General features: G+C 63.7%; 12 protein-coding genes. 2 read left to right on the top strand and 10 right to left on the bottom strand.

Annotated features, from left to right (window positions below; genetic code table 11):
• Positions 1 to 24: 24 nt before the first annotated feature.
• Positions 25 to 1,998, bottom strand: a complete 1,974-nt coding sequence (locus DBIPINDM_RS31910) for an autotransporter outer membrane beta-barrel domain-containing protein (protein WP_258589397.1) — start codon at positions 1,996 to 1,998, stop codon at positions 25 to 27.
• A complete protein-coding gene (locus tag DBIPINDM_RS31905) occupies positions 1,941 to 3,278 on the bottom strand; it encodes an autotransporter-associated beta strand repeat-containing protein (protein WP_258582930.1) in 1,338 nt (445 codons plus the stop codon). The genes DBIPINDM_RS31910 and DBIPINDM_RS31905 overlap by 58 nt, the downstream gene beginning before the upstream one ends.
• 527 nt (positions 3,279 to 3,805) lie before the next feature.
• On the opposite strand from DBIPINDM_RS31905, the gene DBIPINDM_RS31900 reads away from it, so the two are divergent.
• Complete coding sequence (locus tag DBIPINDM_RS31900; RefSeq protein ID WP_258582929.1) at positions 3,806 to 5,650, top strand: aminopeptidase P family protein; 1,845 nt, start codon at positions 3,806 to 3,808, stop codon at positions 5,648 to 5,650.
• Between the two features lie 175 nt (positions 5,651 to 5,825).
• Positions 5,826 to 6,866 (top strand): IS110 family transposase, encoded by a 1,041-nt coding sequence (locus DBIPINDM_RS31895; protein WP_258589396.1) that lies wholly within the window; start codon positions 5,826 to 5,828, stop codon positions 6,864 to 6,866.
• Between the two features lie 363 nt (positions 6,867 to 7,229).
• Here the strand turns inward: DBIPINDM_RS31895 and DBIPINDM_RS31890 are convergent, their stop codons facing one another.
• The 8 genes from DBIPINDM_RS31890 to ftsZ all read right to left on the bottom strand — a co-directional run bounded on the left by DBIPINDM_RS31890 (position 7,230) and on the right by ftsZ (position 17,370).
• Positions 7,230 to 7,526, bottom strand: a complete 297-nt coding sequence (locus DBIPINDM_RS31890; RefSeq protein ID WP_258582928.1) for an AzlD family protein — start codon at positions 7,524 to 7,526, stop codon at positions 7,230 to 7,232.
• Positions 7,523 to 8,251 (bottom strand): AzlC family ABC transporter permease, encoded by a 729-nt coding sequence (locus tag DBIPINDM_RS31885; RefSeq protein ID WP_258582927.1) that lies wholly within the window; start codon positions 8,249 to 8,251, stop codon positions 7,523 to 7,525. The genes DBIPINDM_RS31890 and DBIPINDM_RS31885 overlap by 4 nt, the downstream gene beginning before the upstream one ends.
• 150 nt (positions 8,252 to 8,401) lie before the next feature.
• Positions 8,402 to 9,091, bottom strand: coding sequence for a DUF2461 domain-containing protein (locus DBIPINDM_RS31880; protein WP_258582926.1), 690 nt, complete (start codon positions 9,089 to 9,091; stop codon positions 8,402 to 8,404).
• The gene (gene ligA / locus DBIPINDM_RS31875) at positions 9,088 to 11,292 is read right to left on the bottom strand and encodes an NAD-dependent DNA ligase LigA (RefSeq protein ID WP_258582925.1); all 2,205 of its coding nucleotides are present in this window, start codon (positions 11,290 to 11,292) and stop codon (positions 9,088 to 9,090) included. Before ligA ends, DBIPINDM_RS31880 begins: the two co-directional genes overlap by 4 nt.
• A gap of 133 nt (positions 11,293 to 11,425) precedes the next feature.
• Entirely contained in the window at positions 11,426 to 13,099 is a 1,674-nt protein-coding gene (gene recN / locus DBIPINDM_RS31870) for a DNA repair protein RecN (protein ID WP_258582924.1), read from the bottom strand.
• 225 nt (positions 13,100 to 13,324) lie between these two features.
• Positions 13,325 to 14,197 carry an outer membrane protein assembly factor BamD gene (locus tag DBIPINDM_RS31865; protein WP_258589395.1) on the bottom strand — a complete coding sequence of 291 codons (873 nt, stop codon included), beginning with the start codon at positions 14,195 to 14,197 and terminating at the stop codon, positions 13,325 to 13,327.
• 263 nt (positions 14,198 to 14,460) lie between these two features.
• Positions 14,461 to 15,411 carry a UDP-3-O-acyl-N-acetylglucosamine deacetylase gene (gene lpxC / locus DBIPINDM_RS31860; protein ID WP_258582923.1) on the bottom strand — a complete coding sequence of 317 codons (951 nt, stop codon included), beginning with the start codon at positions 15,409 to 15,411 and terminating at the stop codon, positions 14,461 to 14,463.
• 279 nt (positions 15,412 to 15,690) lie between these two features.
• A complete protein-coding gene (gene ftsZ / locus DBIPINDM_RS31855; protein ID WP_258582922.1) occupies positions 15,691 to 17,370 on the bottom strand; it encodes a cell division protein FtsZ in 1,680 nt (559 codons plus the stop codon).
• Between the last annotated feature and the right edge of the window lie 41 nt (positions 17,371 to 17,411).

The raw sequence follows: 17,411 nt of genomic DNA, 5'->3' as shown, positions 1-17,411 counted from the left end.
GTTGCCGGTCTTAACGGTCACCGCTCAGAAGCTGATACCCAGATTGGCCTTGAACCCATTGTCGAAGGCATCCGGCCCGAACTGTCCAGCATAGGACAGGCCAAGCGTGGCGTTGCGCGCCAGCTGCAGGTCGAAGCCGGCTTCGACCAGCATCGCATCTCTGGCGATCGGCACGCCGGCAATGGTGAAGTCGTCACCGCCGGCAAAGGCAACGGTCGACAGTGGCGTCACATCACCGAAAGTGTGGCGCCAGCCGAGCATGCCGCGCGCGGTCGCCGCAACGCCGCCAAGCATGACATCGGTCGACGCCCTGACGCCCAGCGTGGTGAAGGTCGCATCTGACGTTGAGCTGCCGCTGGTCAGCGCCGCAGCACCCCCGCTCTCGGCAAAACCATCTGTGTGCAGGTTGACATAAGCGAGATTGGCGAAGGGCTCGAAGGCAAATGGTCCGGCATCGGTCTTGTAGGCCAGTTCGCCGAAGGCCTGCGCGGTCGCGGCGTCATAGTCGGCCGACAGGCTGTCGCTGAAGCCCTGGAAAGCGACGGACCGCGATGTCGAGATCCGGTGCCAGCTGTAGGCAGCACCGGTGCGGAAGGCGACGGCGCCCCAATTGGTGCCGCCATAAAGGCCGAGATGATAATTGTCGCTGTCGCCCGACGAGTTCCTGCCATCGGCATCGAAGCTGGTGCGGCTGTAGCCGCCGACCACGCCGAACCGCCAGTTGCCGGCCAGGCCGTCGGCGCCGATCAGCAGGCCGCCCGTCGACCGGTCGAAGGCAGCCGCATTGCCGTCACTGTCGGTGCTGCCCCAGGAGCCAAAACCCTGCGACCAGATGGCGAAGCGGTCCGTGTCGGCGGCAACGGGCTGAACGCCATCCTCGCCATAGGCCATGACCGACAGCGAGGCGGTCTTGCCGCTGTCGCCGAAGGCGGCGCGCAGGCGCGCTGTCACCGCATCCTGCAGCAAGTGGCTGTCCTGGAGGAGCATGCCCTTGGCCGAGGCATGGATTTCACCGGAAAGCTGATCGAAAGCGGCCTGCGCCGCCGCGTCGCTTGGCAAGGCAAGTACCGCGCTGACCAAGGCACTGCTGGCCGCGCTGTCCAGCCCGCCACCCGTGGCGATCTGGTTCGGCGTCACGCCGGCCGAGCCGAAGGTCTTCGTCTGGGTGACGTCGACATAGGCCTGCGTTGTGTTGGAGTGGGTGCTCAGACGGACGAAGGCGGAGACCTGCGGATCGCCCACCAGGGTGAAGGTTCCGCTAACGCTGACGGCTTGAAGCACGACGTAGTGGGCGCCCGCCACCAGGTCGTCCAGCCCAATATTGGTCACGCTCAAGCCGGCGCCTGGGGCTATGCTTGCCGTGCCTACGGCGACGATCAGATCGGCATCGCCGGCGGAGTTCAGTTCCACCGCATAGGTCGAGCCGGATGCAAAGCTGGCGTCGCCATAGACCGCCAGCGTGCCGATGCCATTCTTGCCGGGCGCCACTGTGCCGGAAACAGCGAGCGGGCCAACCGAGCCACCGCCGCCGAGCGTGGCGCTGCTGTCGACTGTAATGGCCGAACCGATCAGGGAGCCGGAAACCAGCAAGGTGCCGGCCTTCACCTCGGTCCCACCCGACAACGCGTTCGAACCTGACAGCTCGAAAATTCCCGTCCCGTCCTTGATCAGCCCGTTGCTGCCGGTGATGACGCCCGAAAACACCGTCGAGCCGTTGTTGCCTCCGGTCGTCAGCTTGCCAGTCCCGGTATTAACCGCCCCGGCGCCGGCAAGTGAGCCGATCGCCTGGTCGAAATTGTTGAGATCGAGCGTTGCGCCGCTTTCGATCGTATAGGCGCTGTTTGCGCTGAAAATATTGGCGCTCAGGCCCGCCTTCAGCGTGCCCTGGGCGACATCGGTGGCCGTGGCAAAGGTGTTATTGCCGGCAAAACCGTCCACCGTCAGCGTGCCGGCTCCTGTCTTGGTGAACGTCCCGCTCGGCGTGCTGTCGTCTCCCATGCTGGCGGTCGTGCTGACGTCGAACCCGTTTGTGTCGATGGTGCCGCCGGCAGCGCCGAACAGGATCGAACCATTGGCGAGGGAGAGGTTCGCGCCCGCCTGCAGCGTGCCGCCATCCAGCGTGATCGCACCCAAACCCAAAGCATGGTCGGCCGTGACCTGGATCGTTCCTCCTCGATCCGGGCGCCGGAGCCAAAACTGTTGCCGTTGTTGGTCAGCACGAGCGTACCGGCGCCGGTTTTGACGATCATGGATGGATCGCTGTAGTCCGAAATCTGACCGGCATAGGTTCCGGTTGCCCCCGATCCGACGTTGATCGTCTGGCTGAGATCGATGGTCAGGTCGTTCTTGATCGTGACGCCATCCTGGATATCGATGGTGGTTCCGCTGAAGGCGGAAAGCAGGCCGGTTCCCAGCGCATCATTGTTGCCGAAGCTGAGCGTGCCGCCATAGAGGTTGGTGCCGCCCGTGTAGCTGCTGGCGCCCGTCAGCGTCAGCGTGCCCGTGCCGACCTTGTTGATCGACAGCGTTCCGGTCTGCTCCTGGATCTGCGCGTTGAGCGTGGTGCTGGTGTTCAGGCTGCCGATTTCGAAGGTTCCGCTCGAGCCCCCAGGGTTTCCAAAGTAGGAAAGCGCACCTGAGCCCTCGACGGAGCCCAGTTGCAGCGTGCCGGAGCCCGACAGTGCGACGACGCCGCTGTTGAGGACAAACTTCGCGTCCGCACCCGAAGTCGAGCCGCCCGAATTGAACTGCACGATGCCATACGCATTCACCGTATAGGTGACATTGCTGCCGGCGTTGCTGCCACTGAAGATGAGATAGGACGCTTCACCGGTTCCCGAAACGCCGGTCACCGCGAAATTCTGGGTCACGCCGGACGTGTTGTTCACCCCGCCGGAGATATTGAGATATGCCTTGTTCGACAGCGACACTGTGTAGGCGCTGCCGGCATCGTCGAAGGTGACGGATCGGGCGAAGAACTGGGTGGTAGAGTTCGGCGTCGTCAGATCGACACTTGTCGTGCCGGCACCCGCACCGAACACAATGTCCGCGGTATTGGAGTTCGGCGTTGTGCCACCGCTCCAGTTACTCCCGACTGCGTAGTCCGAACTCGTCTGGCCCGTCCACTGTTGCGCTGCCACCGGCGTCGCCATCAACGCCAGCCCAGCCAGGGCCGTGCTCACCAGCAGGCTCCGCCGCCGCGCACCGTGGCCCGTGCCGAGCCTGCCTCGCGCGCGCGACAGGAAGGCGATCCCGCCGGACATCGCTGAAGAGTTCATGTCTCGCCCCATAATTCCGCGCCCGCCCAAGGACATGCTGGTATTGCTACGATGTTGATTGAAGACTGTTGCGAACGGCATGCGGGCGATACCACGCTCGACCGTCCGGACCATTTTATCGGGGGTGCACGTCACGCTGGGCCTGACGTCTACTGGCCAAATGTGACCAAGGATTTGCCATGTTCATCAATGCCCTCCGACGACGACTTCGATCGGAGGCCCCCGCCCATCCGGTCAAACCGAAGAAAACGCGATACAAATAGCTTGCCGCGCAAATGAGCGCACTCTCAAAAGACAGTATTTGCTGACTTTTTCTGATCACAATTGCGCGCCGGCAACAGTCGTCGTCGGGAAGCCGGCACCAGTTGCCGTCGGGAGAAGGCCGAAGCGCGCCCTTTGCGCAAATCGCTGGACCAGCCCCATTTGGTTGTCAGCCAGGCGACGCTGTAGCAGGTTGCGCCAACCGGAAATCGATTCCGATTTCCGGACCCATAGGCTACGGTCACGCTGACATCAGGAGGCCCATCATGTTCCAGACCTTCGATTCCGCCGGCGACCCTTCAGTTGGCAAGCCGCGCGTGGCGCTGCTGCGCCAATGGCTGGCCGCGAATGGTCTCGACGGCTTTGTCGTTCCGCGCGCGGACGAGCATCAGGGCGAATATGTCGCCGATCGTTCGGCACGGCTGAAATGGCTGACCGGCTTCAGCGGCTCGGCCGGAGTCGCCGTCGTTCTGCGCGACCGCGCCTTCATCTTTGTCGACGGGCGCTACACGCTGCAGGTGCGCAGTGAGGTCGATCTCGACATTTTTTCGGTCGAAAGCCTGGTCGACAACCCGCCCGCCGTCTGGCTCAAGGACAATATCGGCAAGGGCGCGCGGCTGGGCTTCGATCCCTGGCTGCACACGATCAGCGAGGTCAAGGCGCTGCAGGCCGCGGCCGACAAGACCGGCGCCGTTCTGGTGCCGCTCGAGAAAAACCCGATCGACATCATCTGGAAGGATCAGCCCGCGGCACCGGTGACCCCGGTCGAGCTGCACCCGATCGGCTTTGCCGGCGAGCTCGCCAAGGACAAGCTGGCGCGGCTGGCAACAGTGATCGGCAAGGACGGCGCCACCCATGCGGTGCTGACCGACCCCTCCTCCATCGCCTGGGCCTTCAACATCCGTGGCGGCGACGTGCCACACACGCCGCTGGCGCTCGGCTTCGCCATCCTCGCCGCCGACGGGTCGCATCAGCTGTTCATGGACAAGCGCAAATTCTCGCGCCAGGTCGCGGCCTATCTCACGCAGCTCGCCGATTTGCATGAACCCCGCGAATTCGAAGCGGCGATCGCAGCACTTGCCAAGGGCGGCGCCAAGATCGCGCTCGACCCGGTGCTGGCCGCCGACCGGCTGCGCATGCTGGTTGAGGACAATGGCGGCACCGTGATTGCCGCGCCCGATCCTGCCCGCATCCCGCGCGCCACCAAGAACCAGGCCGAGATCAACGGCTCGCGCGCCGCGCATCGCCGCGACGGGGCGGCGGTGGCGAAGCTTTTGTGCTGGCTGGAGCGGCAAAAACCTGGCGCGCTCGACGAGATCGCGGTCGTCACCAGGCTGGAGGAGACGCGCCGGCAGACCGGCGAGGAAACCCAGATGCCGCTGCGCGACGTCTCCTTCGACACCATTTCCGGCGCTGGCCCGAACGGCGCCATCATGCATTACCGCGTGTCGCGCGCCACCAGCCGCAAGCTGCAGGCCGGCGAGCTGTTCCTGCTCGATTCCGGCGCACAATACCAGGATGGCACCACCGACATCACCCGCACCGTGCCGATCGGCCAGCCGACCGAAGAAATGCGCGAACGTTTCACGCTGGTGCTGAAAGGCATGATCGGCATTTCCACGCTGCGCTTCCCCGCCGGCACGCGCGGCTCGGAGATCGACGCGGTCGCCCGCATGGCGCTGTGGAAGCATGGCTGCGACTTCGCCCATGGCACCGGCCACGGTGTCGGCTCGTATCTCGCCGTGCATGAAGGCCCGCAACGCATTGCCCGCACCGGCACCGAAAAGCTGCTCGAGGGCATGATGCTGTCCAACGAGCCCGGCTATTACAAGGAAGGCGCCTATGGCATCCGCATCGAGAACCTCATCCTGGTGACGCCGGCCGAACAAATCGAGGGCGGCAACATCGCCATGCACGGCTTCGAGACGCTGACGTTGGCGCCGATAGACAAGCGGCTGGTGCGGTCAGACCTGCTGACGCGCGAGGAGCTGCATTGGCTCGACACCTACCATGCCTGGGTGCTGGCCGAGATCGGACCGATGCTCGATGGCGAAACGCTAGCCTGGCTGGAAAAGGCAACCGCGCCGCTGCCGCACGACGCGAAGATTTAGATTTTCTGAGGCGCCAAGGCGTGTCGAGATTCAGGTCAGGACGAGCCGAAGACGGTGGATTCCGAGAGCCGGAGCGGAGCGTACTTTTGGGTACGTGTTGGGGTGGACGGCCCCCGACGGCATCGCGATGTGCCAGATTGAGGTCGTTGCAAATCTCAATCAAGGGAGACCGTCCGTGGATAAACTTATTCGTATTGGCATGGATACGTCAAAGAGCGTTTTCCAGTTGCATGGCGTGAATGAAGCTGAACAGCCGGTGTTGCGCAAGAAGTTGCGTCGTAATCAGGTGCTTGCCTTCTTTGCCGAGCTCTCGCCGCTGAAGGTTGGCATGGAGGCCTGTGGCGCGGCGCACTACTGGGCGCGGGAATTGCGCGCACTGGGCCATGAAGTGGTATTGCTGCCGCCGCAGTACGTGAAGCCCTATGTGAAGCGCTCCAAGTCGGATGCGGCGGACGCCGGGGCGATCTGTGAGGCGATGAGCCGGCCAGAGATGCGGTTCGTTGTCATCAAAAGCGCCGCTCAGCAGGGATCGCAAATGCTGGCGAAACTGCGAGCGCAGTTCATCGGCCGGCGCACGCAGCTCGCCAATTCGATCCGCGGCTTTGCGGCGGAGTTCGGCCTTGTCGCGCCCAAGGGGCTTTCCCGGCTCGGCGATCTATTGGCCGACATTCGCGCTGACGCGACGATCCCGGACACGGCCAGGGACATGTTCGAGACCCTGGCGCGCGATTATGCGCATATCAGCGGCGAGGTCGCCGCGCTCGATGAAAAGCTGCTTGCACTTCATAGGCAGAACGAAGTGAGCCAGCGGCTGGCCGCCATACCAGCGGTCGGTCCCGTCGGAGCGACGCTGCTGGCCATCAAGGTTACGGACGCACATGGCTTCAAGTCGGGGCGCGACTTTGCCGCCTGGCTAGGACTGACGCCGAAGAACCATTCGACGGCAGGCAGAAACAGGCTTGGGGTGATAACCCGCGCTGGCGACGAGATGCTGCGAAGCGTGCTGGTGGTGGGCGCCACCGCTCTCATCCAACATATGCGGCGCGGCAGCAAACGGGTTTGGCCATGGCTGGCGAAGCTGATCGCGCGCAAAGCCCCCAAGCTGGCAGCGGTGGCGCTGGCCAACAAGCTCGCACGGATCGCCTGGAGGTTGATGGTCAGCGGCGAGCATTATCGCCCCATCAGCGCCATCTATCCGACCTCAGCGCAGCCGTAAGAGATCAGAGTTCGGCGTCGAGCTCACGTTCGACGTCGGGGCCGGAACTTGCAAGCAGAGGAGAAGATGGTGTGACCGGTCGAACCGGGACAAGCGAGGCATTCCGAGGTGCTCACCGGCAGCCAATGTCGCGTACGTGTTTGGAACTCGCTATCCGTGAAGCCCATCTAGGCCAGCGCTCACAAATCCGCGCGCAAAAGGCCGGACATATGAGCGCAAGCGACCCGATCAAACTATCTCAGCCAAATCCTTGCAAGCAGGGGGCCGTCCACATATGAGCTCAGTTCCACTGCGACGCAGTGGAACGGGGAAGCGCAGGAAGCCGCCGTTTGCAGGCCGTCATCACCTGAATATCGACATGCCCTACCCGACGAACTGCCGCGCCACGATCAGCACCGCCGCCCCGGCCAAAAACATCGCCATCAGCCCGCCGCGCAGCGAAACCACGGCAGTCACGGCCAATGCCGCCCATTCCGCCGGTCCGGCGTTCAGCAGTTCCGGCGCCACCAGCGTCGTCAGCACCGCCGCCGGCACGGCGTTGAGGCCGGCCTCGACGCGCGGATGGATGTTTTCGAAGCGGGAGATGACCAGATGCCCGCCGATACGCGTGAGATAGGTAGCGATCGCGCCGGCGATGATGATCCAGAATGTCGTGCTCATGACCGCTCTCCCACGCCGCTATGGTGCGGTGGCAGGATGACGGCGAGCAGCACGCCGGCAATGGCGCCGATCGAGACATGCCAGGGCGAGCCGACCGTCTTGTAGGCGATAATCGAGGCGCAGGCACTGGCGACCACCACCGGCAGCCACAGCGGCCGCTTGCGGAAGCCCATCACCAGGCCAAGAAAATAAATCGGCAGCAGGAAATCGATGCCCAGCGCATGCGTATCGGGGATCAGCTTGCCGAACACCGCCCCAAGCGCGCTTTCGATCACCCAGAACACATAGACCGGCAGGCCAAGCCCCAGATACCAGGCGAAGCCGACCGTCTGGCCAGATTGCGCCCGGGCTTCGGCCACGGCGAACTGCGGATCGGTGAGGATGAAATAGCCGAGTGCTTGGCTGATCACAGGCCAATGCGCGATGCGCCGGCCGATGCCGGCTGAGTAGAGCACATGGCGGAAATTGACGGCGAAGATCGACAGCACGATCAGCCACGGTGCCACATGCTGGCCGAACAGCTGGATGCCGACCATCTGGCTGGCGCCGCCATAGACCAGCGCGCTCATCAGGAAGGCTTCGAGGACCGAGAAACCATTGTCGACGGCAAGCGCCCCGAACAGCACCGCGAACGGCGCCGACGCCACCACGACAGGCATGGAGAGCCGCACGCCTTGCCAGAAGTCGCTTTTGCCGCCGCTCTCTGAGATCACGTCCGTCGCCATCGACCACTCCTGATGCATGTCGCCCGGGATAACGACATGCACAACAACAAGGGAGTGGCGGTATGTAGGGGGCATACCTTGCCGTGTCACACGAATTCGCTTGAGCCAAACGATCAGCGGAAATGATCGTTGCCGCACTCAAGATGGAACTTAGTCCTTCCCGATTTTGCCCTCGATCGCCCTGCCCCAGTCGAGCAGCGGCTTGGCGCGCAAGGTGAAATCGACGAGTTCTTCGACCAGTTCCGGCCCATGGATGCCAGCCGGATCGATCGCATGCCGAACGGCAAAATGCCGGCTGCGGATGGCGGCAACGAGGTCTTTGTCCGTGACGTGCTCGAAGCCCCGCGGCGTGCGTTTCATGGCGTCTTCGGCATCAAGCTCGAGGCCGTTCTTCTTCAACGCCTTCACCATGGCGCGAAACCTGTCGGGCCACGTCTCGATGGCGCGCCGCATCGCCAGCAGCAGCGCTGCCTCCGGCTCCCACCAGGCGACGCCGGCAAAGCATCCCTCAAGCCCGATATGAAGGTAGAACACGCCCTGCACGGCCTTGCTGCCATCAGGCGACAGGATCGCCGAGACATGCCGGTTGTAGGGCCGTTTGTCCTTGGCGAACCGCACGTCACGATTGATGCGGAACAGTGACTTCTTGCGGTCACCGCGCAGACCGAGCCCCGCCTCTGCAAAGCGCTGCGTCAGCGTGTCGACGAGATCACCCAGAGGATCGCGCAATTCCTGTTCGAACAGGTCGCGGTTCTCCAAAAACCACTCCCGGCTCTGGTGGAAATCCAGTGCCTTCAGGAATGGTATGGCCTTTTGGCCGAACCCTTTGAACGCCGTCACGTCTTGCCGACCCGTTGCAGCCAGGTGTCCTCGTCGATGACTTCGACACCGAGTTCACTGGCAAGCTTGAGCTTGGAGCCGGCACCTGGTCCCGCCACCAGCAGGTCGGTCTTGGCCGAAACCGAGCCGGCGACCTTGGCGCCGAGACGCTCGGCCATCGCCTTGGCTTCGGAACGTGTCATCTTCTCCAATGAACCAGTGAAGACGATCGTCTTGCCGGCGACTTCGCTGTCGGCCGAGACGGTGACGATATAAGGCTTCGGCTTGACCTCTCCGAGCAGCTTCTCGAGCACGTCGTCATTGCGCTCATTGCCGAAGAAATCGCGCAGCGCATCGATCACCGTGTCGCCGATGCCATTGACCGATGGGAAGACGGTGTGCGGATCCTCCGCCGCCGCTGTCTCCTTACCGACGCGGATCAGCTCCTCGATGGTGGAAAAGGTCTTGGCAAGCACGGCCGCCGTCGTCTCGCCGATATGGCGGATGCCGAGCGCGAAAATGAACCGGTCGAGTTCCGGCTCGCGGCGCGAATCGATGGCAGCAAACAGCTTGTCGAGGCCCTCATAGTTGCGGTCCTCGACACTGCGCACATTCTTGCGCGTCTTGCCGGATGCCGCCTCGCGCTGTCTGGCCTGCTCCTCGCGCCGCTTGGCAAGCGCCTTGGTGACGGCGGGACGGCGATCCCTGAGCGTGAAAATATCGGCGGCCGTCTTGATCAGCCCGGCATTGAAGAACGTGTCGATGTTTTCGGCGCCCAGGCCCTCGATATCGAGCGCCCCGCGCGAGACGAAATGGCGCAATCTTTCCACGGCTTGTGCTGCGCAGATCAACTCGCCGGTGCAGCGCCGGCGGGAATCTTCCTTGCCGGTCTTCTCGTTGATCTCGCGCGTTGCCGGTGAACCGCAAACCGGACAGGTATGCGGGAATTCATAAGGCACGGCATCGGCCGGACGCTTGTCGACGACGACGCTGACGATCTGCGGAATGACATCGCCTGCCCGCTGGATCACCACCGTGTCGCCGATGCGCACATCAATGCCGTCGCGGATCGGCAGGCCGTTGCTGTCGAAACCCTTGATGTAATCCTCATTGTGCAGCGTGACATTCTCGACCACCACGCCGCCGACGGTGACGGGCGCAAGCCGCGCGACCGGCGCCAGCGTGCCGGTGCGGCCGACCTGGATGTCGATCTTCTGCACGGTCGTCATTGCCTGTTCGGCCGGGAATTTATGCGCAACCGCCCAGCGCGGCTCGCCGGTGACGAACCCCCATCGGCGCTGCAGCTCCAGCTGGTCCACCTTGTAGACGACGCCGTCTATGTCATAGCCAAGCGACGAGCGCTGCTCCTCGATCAGATGGTAATGCGCGACCAGTTCCTCGACCGACTTCGCCCGCACCATGAGCGGGCTGATCTTGAAGCCCCAATCGGCGAATTTTTGTACCGATTCGTACTGCGTTGGTGCCGGATCCGCTGTCGTGAAGCCCCAGGCATAGGCGAAGAATTTGAGGTTGCGGCTGGCGGTGACGGAGGCATCCTTCTGCCGCAGCGAGCCAGCTGCCGTGTTGCGCGGATTGACGTAATCCTGGCCCCCGGCCGCCGCCGATCGCTGCTTCAGCGCCTCGAACTCCGCATAGGTCATGTAGACCTCGCCACGTATCTCGATGACATCAGGCCAGCCCGAGCCTTTCAGCTTGGCGGGGATGTCAGCGATGGTTCTGAGATTAGCGGTGATGTCCTCGCCCACAGTGCCGTCGCCGCGCGTCGCACCTTGCACGAACACGCCCTTCTCATAGCGCAGCGACGCCGACAGCCCGTCGATCTTCGGCTCGGCGGTGAAGGCGATGTCGAGATCCTTGTCGCGGTCGAAGAAGCGCCGGCCGCGCTCGATGAAATCGGTGACATCCTCGTCGGTATAGGCCTTGGCGAGGCTGAGCATCGGCACGGCGTGGCGGACCTTGGCAAAACCCTCCGCCGGCGGCGCACCGACCCGGCGCGACGGCGAATCCTCGCGCACCAGGCCGGGAAAGCGCTCCTCTATGGCAAGGTTGCGCCGCCGCAGCGCATCATAGTCCGCGTCCGTGATCGTGGGCGCGTCCTCGGTATGGTAGCGCCGGTCGTGCCCGGCGATCTCCTCGGCCAGCCGCTGGAGTTCGGCCTCAGCCTCGCTTTCGCTGAGCGAATCGACAGGTTTTTCAGCCATGCTTTTCTCCCCCGAACGGTGGCGCGTCACAATAGAGCATGATCCAGAAATGTGGGAACCAGTTTTCGGAAAAGATCATTCCTGAACAGCAGGATGGAGCCATATCCTGACTCGGTTCACGACACTGGATATTCTATGCCGCGTTTGTATTTTCACGCAGCAGCCGCTCGGCGGCCGCGCGCGCCTCGTCGGTGATGGTGGCGCCGGCCAGCATGCGGGCGATCTCTTCCTGCCGCGCCGTCCTGTCCATCTCGGCAATGCCGGTCGCCACGCGGTCGGTGCTGCCCGATTTGGAGATCAGGAAATGCGTCGCCGCGCGCGCAGCCACCTGCGGCGCGTGGGTGACCGACAGCACCTGCACGCGCTTCGACAGCCGCGCCAGCCTCTGGCCGATGGCGTCCGCCACGGCGCCACCCACGCCAGTGTCGATTTCGTCGAAGACCAGCGTCGGCGCCGAGCCGCGGTCGGCCAGCGCCACCTTCAGCGCCAGCAGGAAGCGTGACAGCTCACCGCCGGATGCAACCTTCATCATCGGCCCTGGCCGTGTGCCGGGATTGGTGCGCACCCAGAATTCGATCTGGTCGATGCCCTCTTCCATGCGGGTCTCGGCCTCGCTCTTCATCTCGACGATGAAGGCGGCGCGTTCGAGCTTCAGCGCCGGCAATTCGGCCATGACGGCCTTGGTCAGGCCGACGGCCGCCGCGTGGCGAAGCGAGGAAAGCTGCGCGGCGCCGACGTCATAGGCCTCGCGCGCAGCAGTGGCCTGCTTTTCCAGCCCGTGCAGGCGTTCCTCGCCGGCGTCGAGATCGGCGAGATCGGCAACCATCGTGTCGCGCAATTGCGCCAGATCGTCGACGGCAACGCTGTGCTTGCGTGAGGCAGCGCGCAGCGAAAACAGCCGCTCCTCCGCCTTCTCCAGCCGCTGCGGATCATATTCGGTGGCGCGAAGTGCCGCCTCGACACCGGACTGCGCCGCGTCGAGCGATAGCATCGCTTCGTCCAGCGACTTGACGACATCCTCGAGCAGGCCAGGCGCCTCCGTCGCCTTGCGCTGCAGCCGTCTCAGCAGGCTGGCCAGTTGCGGCAAGGGCGAAGACGGACCGGACAGCACATCCTGTGCATCATGGATTTCGGAAGCGATCTTTTCGGCGCGCATCATGTGGGCGCGCAGTTCGGCCAGTTCCGTTTCCTCGCCGGGCTGAGGATCGAGCTTGGTCAGTTCCGCGACCGCGGCGCGCAGATAGTCGGCCTCGCGCGCGGCGGCCGTCACCTTGGCGCGGTGGCGTGTAAGCTCCTGCTCGCAGGCGCGCCAGTGCCGCCAGGCCTCACCGGTCGAGCGAACGGCGCCAAGATGGCCGCCAAAGGCGTCGAGCACGTCGCGGTGGGCGCCGGGATCAACCAGGGCACGCTCATCGTGCTGGCCGTGGATCTCGACCAGCGCGCGGCCGACATCGCGCATCAGGGTGACGCTGGATGGCTGGTCGTTGACGAAGACGCGGGTGCGGCCGTCCGCCGTCTGCACGCGGCGCAGGATGATGTCGCCGTCATCCTCGATGGCATTTTCGACAAGCAGCGCGCGCACCGGATGGTTGCGCGGCACGTCGAACACGGCAATGACCTGGCCCTGTGCCGCGCCGTGGCGCACCAGCGAGGCGTCGCCGCGTGCGCCGAGCGCCAGCGACAGGGCATCGAGCAGGATGGATTTGCCGGCGCCGGTTTCGCCGGTCAGCACGGAAAGGCCCGGCTGGAAGTCGATATCCAGCTTCTCGATCAGGACGATATCGCGGATCGACAGTCTGGAAAGCATCAGAACCCGGACCTATTGCATGTCGCCCAAAAGTGGACCCGGTTTTGGGATCACGACATGCACAAAACTAAAGACTTAAAGCGCGTCGCATGGATCCGTTCAAGTGCGACGCGCTTTAACGCGGCAGGCGACCAGTTGGAATCGCAGTGCCGCACTATCTTTTTGTTTGAGCATCGGATCAATCCGAAAAAGCGGTGCGCACGCTTCGATCCGATGGCTCTAAGGTCAGGCGCCGGTGATCAGCTTCCCGGCCTTGGATATCCACGATCCGGCATTCTCGCGCGGCGAAAGCCCGTTGCTCTGCAGCAGCTTGTAGGAATCCTTGTACCATGGGCTGTCGGGATAGTTGGTGCCGAGCACCGCGGCGGCCGTCTGGGCCTCCGAGGTCAGCCCCAGCGCGTAATAGCCTTCGGTGAGGCGGGCCAGAGCTTCCTCGACATGGCGCGTGTTGGAGTAGTTCTCCACCACGTTGCGGAAACGCTTGACGGCGGCGATGTACTCGCGGCGCTCCAGATAATAGCGGCCGATCTGCATTTCCTTGCCGGCGAGCTGATCGTTGGCGAAGCGGATCTTCTCCTTGGCGTCGTCGACATATTCCGACGTCGGCCAGCGTGTCACCAAATCCTGCATCGTCTGCAGGGTTTGACGCGCTTCCTTCTGATCCTGCGTCACGTCCTTGATCTGGCGATAGTAGCTCAGGCCGATGATGTACTGCGCATAGGGCGCGTCATCGGTGGACGGATACAGCGCCAGATAGCGCTTGGCCGACGAAATCGCATCGTCGTAGCTACCCTTTCGATAATCGGCGAACGCGCCCATCACCATGGATTTACGGGCCCATTCCGAATAGGGATGCTGGCGGTCGACGGCGTCGAACTTTTTGCTCGCCTCGTCCAGGCGTCCGGCATTCAAATTGGCGAGACCCTGATTGTACAGAACGTCGGCCGGCTCTGTCTGGTCGACATAGGTCGACAGGTTGATGTCTTTCTCCGGCGACGACATGCAAGCCGACAGGAAGAGCGATGGAACAACCAGCGAAAGCGCCAGGATAACAGACCGCTGGCGCGCTTTCGATTGACCGACTCGCGTGAACAACATGATTGGATTGCGCCCTTTCGGCGTTATTTTAATGCCTCTTGCATGCTGTTGTCTCAAAACTGGTCCCCACTTTTGAGCGACATGCACTAATCGACGGCAGCAGCCATAAACCATAACCGCCTTGCCCGGCAACGCTATGTCTAGCCAATCGCACATTTTTGTGGCGGCTGCACAGTGCCGGAGAATCCATGCAATTTCGCTGGCTGATGGTGCATTCATGCAACACCTGCGATCCCGCATGGAAGCCGAAAAACGTTAAGGAATCAGATCATCCAGGGTGCGTAGAGCGGCGCATTGACGGCGCTCATCTCTGCCGCGCGGCCACGCTCGCGGCGTGTCGTCTCGACGATCTCGAACGCCGTGCGGTCTGACAGCAGGCGCCGCAGCGCCGCGGCGTTCATCCTGTGACCACCGCGATAGGAGCGGAAGCAGCCGATGAAGCGGGCTCCGGCCAGCGCCAGATCGCCCATGGCGTCCAGCGTCTTGTGGCGTACGAATTCGTTGGGATAGCGCAGGCCGCCCATGTTGATGACGCGGTTGTCGTCCCCGATCACCAGCGAGTTCTCGAGCGACGAGCCGAGCGCATAGCCGGCGGCCCACAGCCGCTCGACATCCTTCATGAAGCCGAAGGTGCGCGCCCGCGCAATGTCGCGGCGGAAAATATCGGCATTGAGGTCGGAAGCAAACAGCTGGCGGCCGATTGCAGGGCTTTCGAAATCGATCTCGACCTCGAAACGGGTACCGTCATAGGGCCTGAACTCCGCCCACGAGGCGCCGTTCTCGATACGGACCGGCTTGATGACCCTGATGTAGCGGCGCTTGACCGACAGCGTCTCGATGCCCGCCTGATCGATGGCTTCCACGAACGCCATGGCGCTGCCATCGAAGATGGGAACCTCGGAACCGTCGATCTCGATGAGGACATTGTCGATGCCCAGCCCGAACAGCGCCGCCATGATATGCTCGACCGTGGCGATGTGCTCGCCCGCGGGATCGCCAAGCATCGTGCACAAATCGGTCGCGCCGACCTCGGCAACCAGGGCGCGGAACTCGCGACCCTGCTCTGCTCCCTTGACCAGCTGGAACACGATACCGGTGTCGGCATCCGCGGGCAGGAAACTGATGGAAACTTCTTTGCCGCTGTGAACGCCGGTGCCCGTAAGCGACGCGCGCGTCTTCACTGTCGTCTGATAGTCGTGCAAGACAATCCCCATAAGCCCGAAATGCCTAGGTCCGCTTCTCCAGCCCGAGGGCGCGGCTCTTGTTAAATCGGCAGGCAGGGCCACTTCCCCGAAATCCCGGCACACCGACTATGGTAGGCAGCAAAGATAATGTCCCGGCAGGGAGACTCCAAATCACGGTTTCTTACCCACTGTAACCGTGAACCGGAATATGTACAGCATCATAACCGATTGATTTTACAGCATTTAAAACGTTAACAGGCAAGCAATTCCTTGCCTGCCTGTTAACAATTGTTACAGTCCGTTAACCGCTCAGTTGGCCTGGCGGCGCAGGAACGCCGGAATCTCCAGCTGATCGTCGTCCTGAGTCGCCCGGGTCTGCGGCGTCAGGCGGCCCTGATCATCCAGCTGGCCACGGCGCGGCGCGTAGAGCTGGGCGTCCTGGCTGGCGAGACGGCGCACTTCGGGAGCCGCCTGGCGCAGCTTCGGCTCGCGCGGCTGCGCCGGCTGCAGCCGTGCGGGCTCCTCCTCGCGGCGGGTCAGGCCGTTGGTCAGGCGCTTCAAGAGGCCCATCGGTCCGCTGTTGTTCTCATGGTCGACCGGACGGCTCTTGGCATCCACCTCGGCCTTCACAACCGGGGGAAAGTCCTCGACGCGCGGCATGCGCTGCGGCGCCATCGCCACCGGCTGCTGGACCTCACGCAGCATTTCGCGCGGCTGCGGGGCCGGCTGCATCTGCTGGACGACCGGCTGCGGCATTGGCTGCTGCGGCGGCGCCTGGAAGATCTTGCTCTGCGGGCGGAAATCGTCCGCATGGGCGACAGGAGCCGGGCGGGCCTGCGCCATGGCCGCGGCATTTGCCTCGGCGAGCTGGATCGCTTCGGCGACCGGGTCGGCGGCGCGCGGCTCATAGACAGGCTGCTGGACCGGTGCCGGGCGGCTTTCCACGGCGGCCACGGCCGGACGGCCGGCCGGCTTCGGCGGAGCGGTACGGATCGAGATCGGCGCGGCGGCGATTTCAGCCGCCGACTTGTCGATGCCGGTGGCGACCACCGAGACGCGGATGACGCCTTCGAGCTCCTCGTCGAAGGTGGCGCCCAGGATGATGTTGGCGTCCTGGTCGACTTCCTCGCGGATGCGGGTCGCCGCTTCGTCGACTTCGAACAGGGTCAGGTCGCGGCCGCCGGTGATCGAGATCAGCAGGCCCTTGGCGCCCTTCATCGAGGTCTCGTCGAGAAGCGGGTTGGCGATCGCTGCCTCGGCGGCGGCCATCGCGCGGCCTTCGCCCGAAGCCTCGCCGGTGCCCATCATCGCCTTGCCCATCTCGCGCATCACCGAACGCACGTCGGCGAAGTCGAGGTTGATCAGGCCTTCCTTGACCATCAGGTCGGTGATGCAGGCAACACCGGAATAGAGCACCTGGTCGGCCATGGCGAAGGCATCGGCGAAGGTGGTCTTGTCATTGGCCAGCCGGAACAGGTTCTGGTTGGGGATGACGATCAGCGTGTCGACGCATTTCTGCAGTTCCTCGATGCCCATGTCGGCCGTCTTCATGCGGCGCTGGCCTTCGAAGTGGAACGGCTTGGTGACGACGCCGACGGTGAGGATGCCCTTTTCGCGCGCAGCGCGGGCAACGACCGGAGCAGCACCGGTGCCGGTGCCGCCGCCCATGCCGGCGGTGACGAAGCACATATGGGTGTTGGTGAGATGATCGAGGATCTCATCGATGCACTCTTCCGCCGCCGCGCGGCCGACTTCCGGCTGCGATCCCGCACCGAGCCCCTCGGTGACATGCGCGCCGAGCTGGATCAGCCGGGCGGCCTTCGACATGGTCAGCGCCTGCGCGTCGGTGTTGGCCACGACGAACTCGACACCGCGCAGACCGGCGGTGATCATGTTGTTCACGGCATTGCCGCCGCCGCCGCCGACACCGAACACGGTGATGCGCGGCTTAAGCTCGGTGATGTCCGGCTTCTGCAGATTGATGGTCATTGTCTCCGTCCTTTGCCTTTCACGCCGCTTCGCCGCCGCGG

Origin of the sequence: Mesorhizobium sp. AR02, from assembly GCF_024746835.1 — a bacterium.
Taxonomy (GTDB): domain Bacteria; phylum Pseudomonadota; class Alphaproteobacteria; order Rhizobiales; family Rhizobiaceae; genus Mesorhizobium.
The sequence above is the reverse complement of the archived record's forward strand: the minus strand, read 5'-3'. Positions and strand labels throughout refer to the sequence as shown.

Bases quoted from the DNA above. Each gene is read 5' to 3' on its own strand.
- DBIPINDM_RS31910 (WP_258589397.1), bottom strand. From the start codon at position 1,998: ATGGGAGACGACAGCACGCCGAGCGGGACGTTCACCAAGACAGGAGCC.
- DBIPINDM_RS31905 (WP_258582930.1), bottom strand. From the start codon at position 3,278: ATGAACTCTTCAGCGATGTCCGGCGGGATCGCCTTCCTGTCGCGCGCG.
- DBIPINDM_RS31900 (WP_258582929.1), top strand. From the start codon at position 3,806: ATGTTCCAGACCTTCGATTCCGCCGGCGACCCTTCAGTTGGCAAGCCG.
- DBIPINDM_RS31890 (WP_258582928.1), bottom strand. From the start codon at position 7,526: ATGAGCACGACATTCTGGATCATCATCGCCGGCGCGATCGCTACCTAT.
- DBIPINDM_RS31885 (WP_258582927.1), bottom strand. From the start codon at position 8,251: ATGGCGACGGACGTGATCTCAGAGAGCGGCGGCAAAAGCGACTTCTGG.
- ligA (WP_258582925.1), bottom strand. From the start codon at position 11,292: ATGGCTGAAAAACCTGTCGATTCGCTCAGCGAAAGCGAGGCTGAGGCC.
- recN (WP_258582924.1), bottom strand. From the start codon at position 13,099: ATGCTTTCCAGACTGTCGATCCGCGATATCGTCCTGATCGAGAAGCTG.
- DBIPINDM_RS31865 (WP_258589395.1), bottom strand. From the start codon at position 14,197: ATGTTGTTCACGCGAGTCGGTCAATCGAAAGCGCGCCAGCGGTCTGTT.
- lpxC (WP_258582923.1), bottom strand. From the start codon at position 15,411: ATGGGGATTGTCTTGCACGACTATCAGACGACAGTGAAGACGCGCGCG.
- ftsZ (WP_258582922.1), bottom strand. From the start codon at position 17,370: ATGACCATCAATCTGCAGAAGCCGGACATCACCGAGCTTAAGCCGCGC.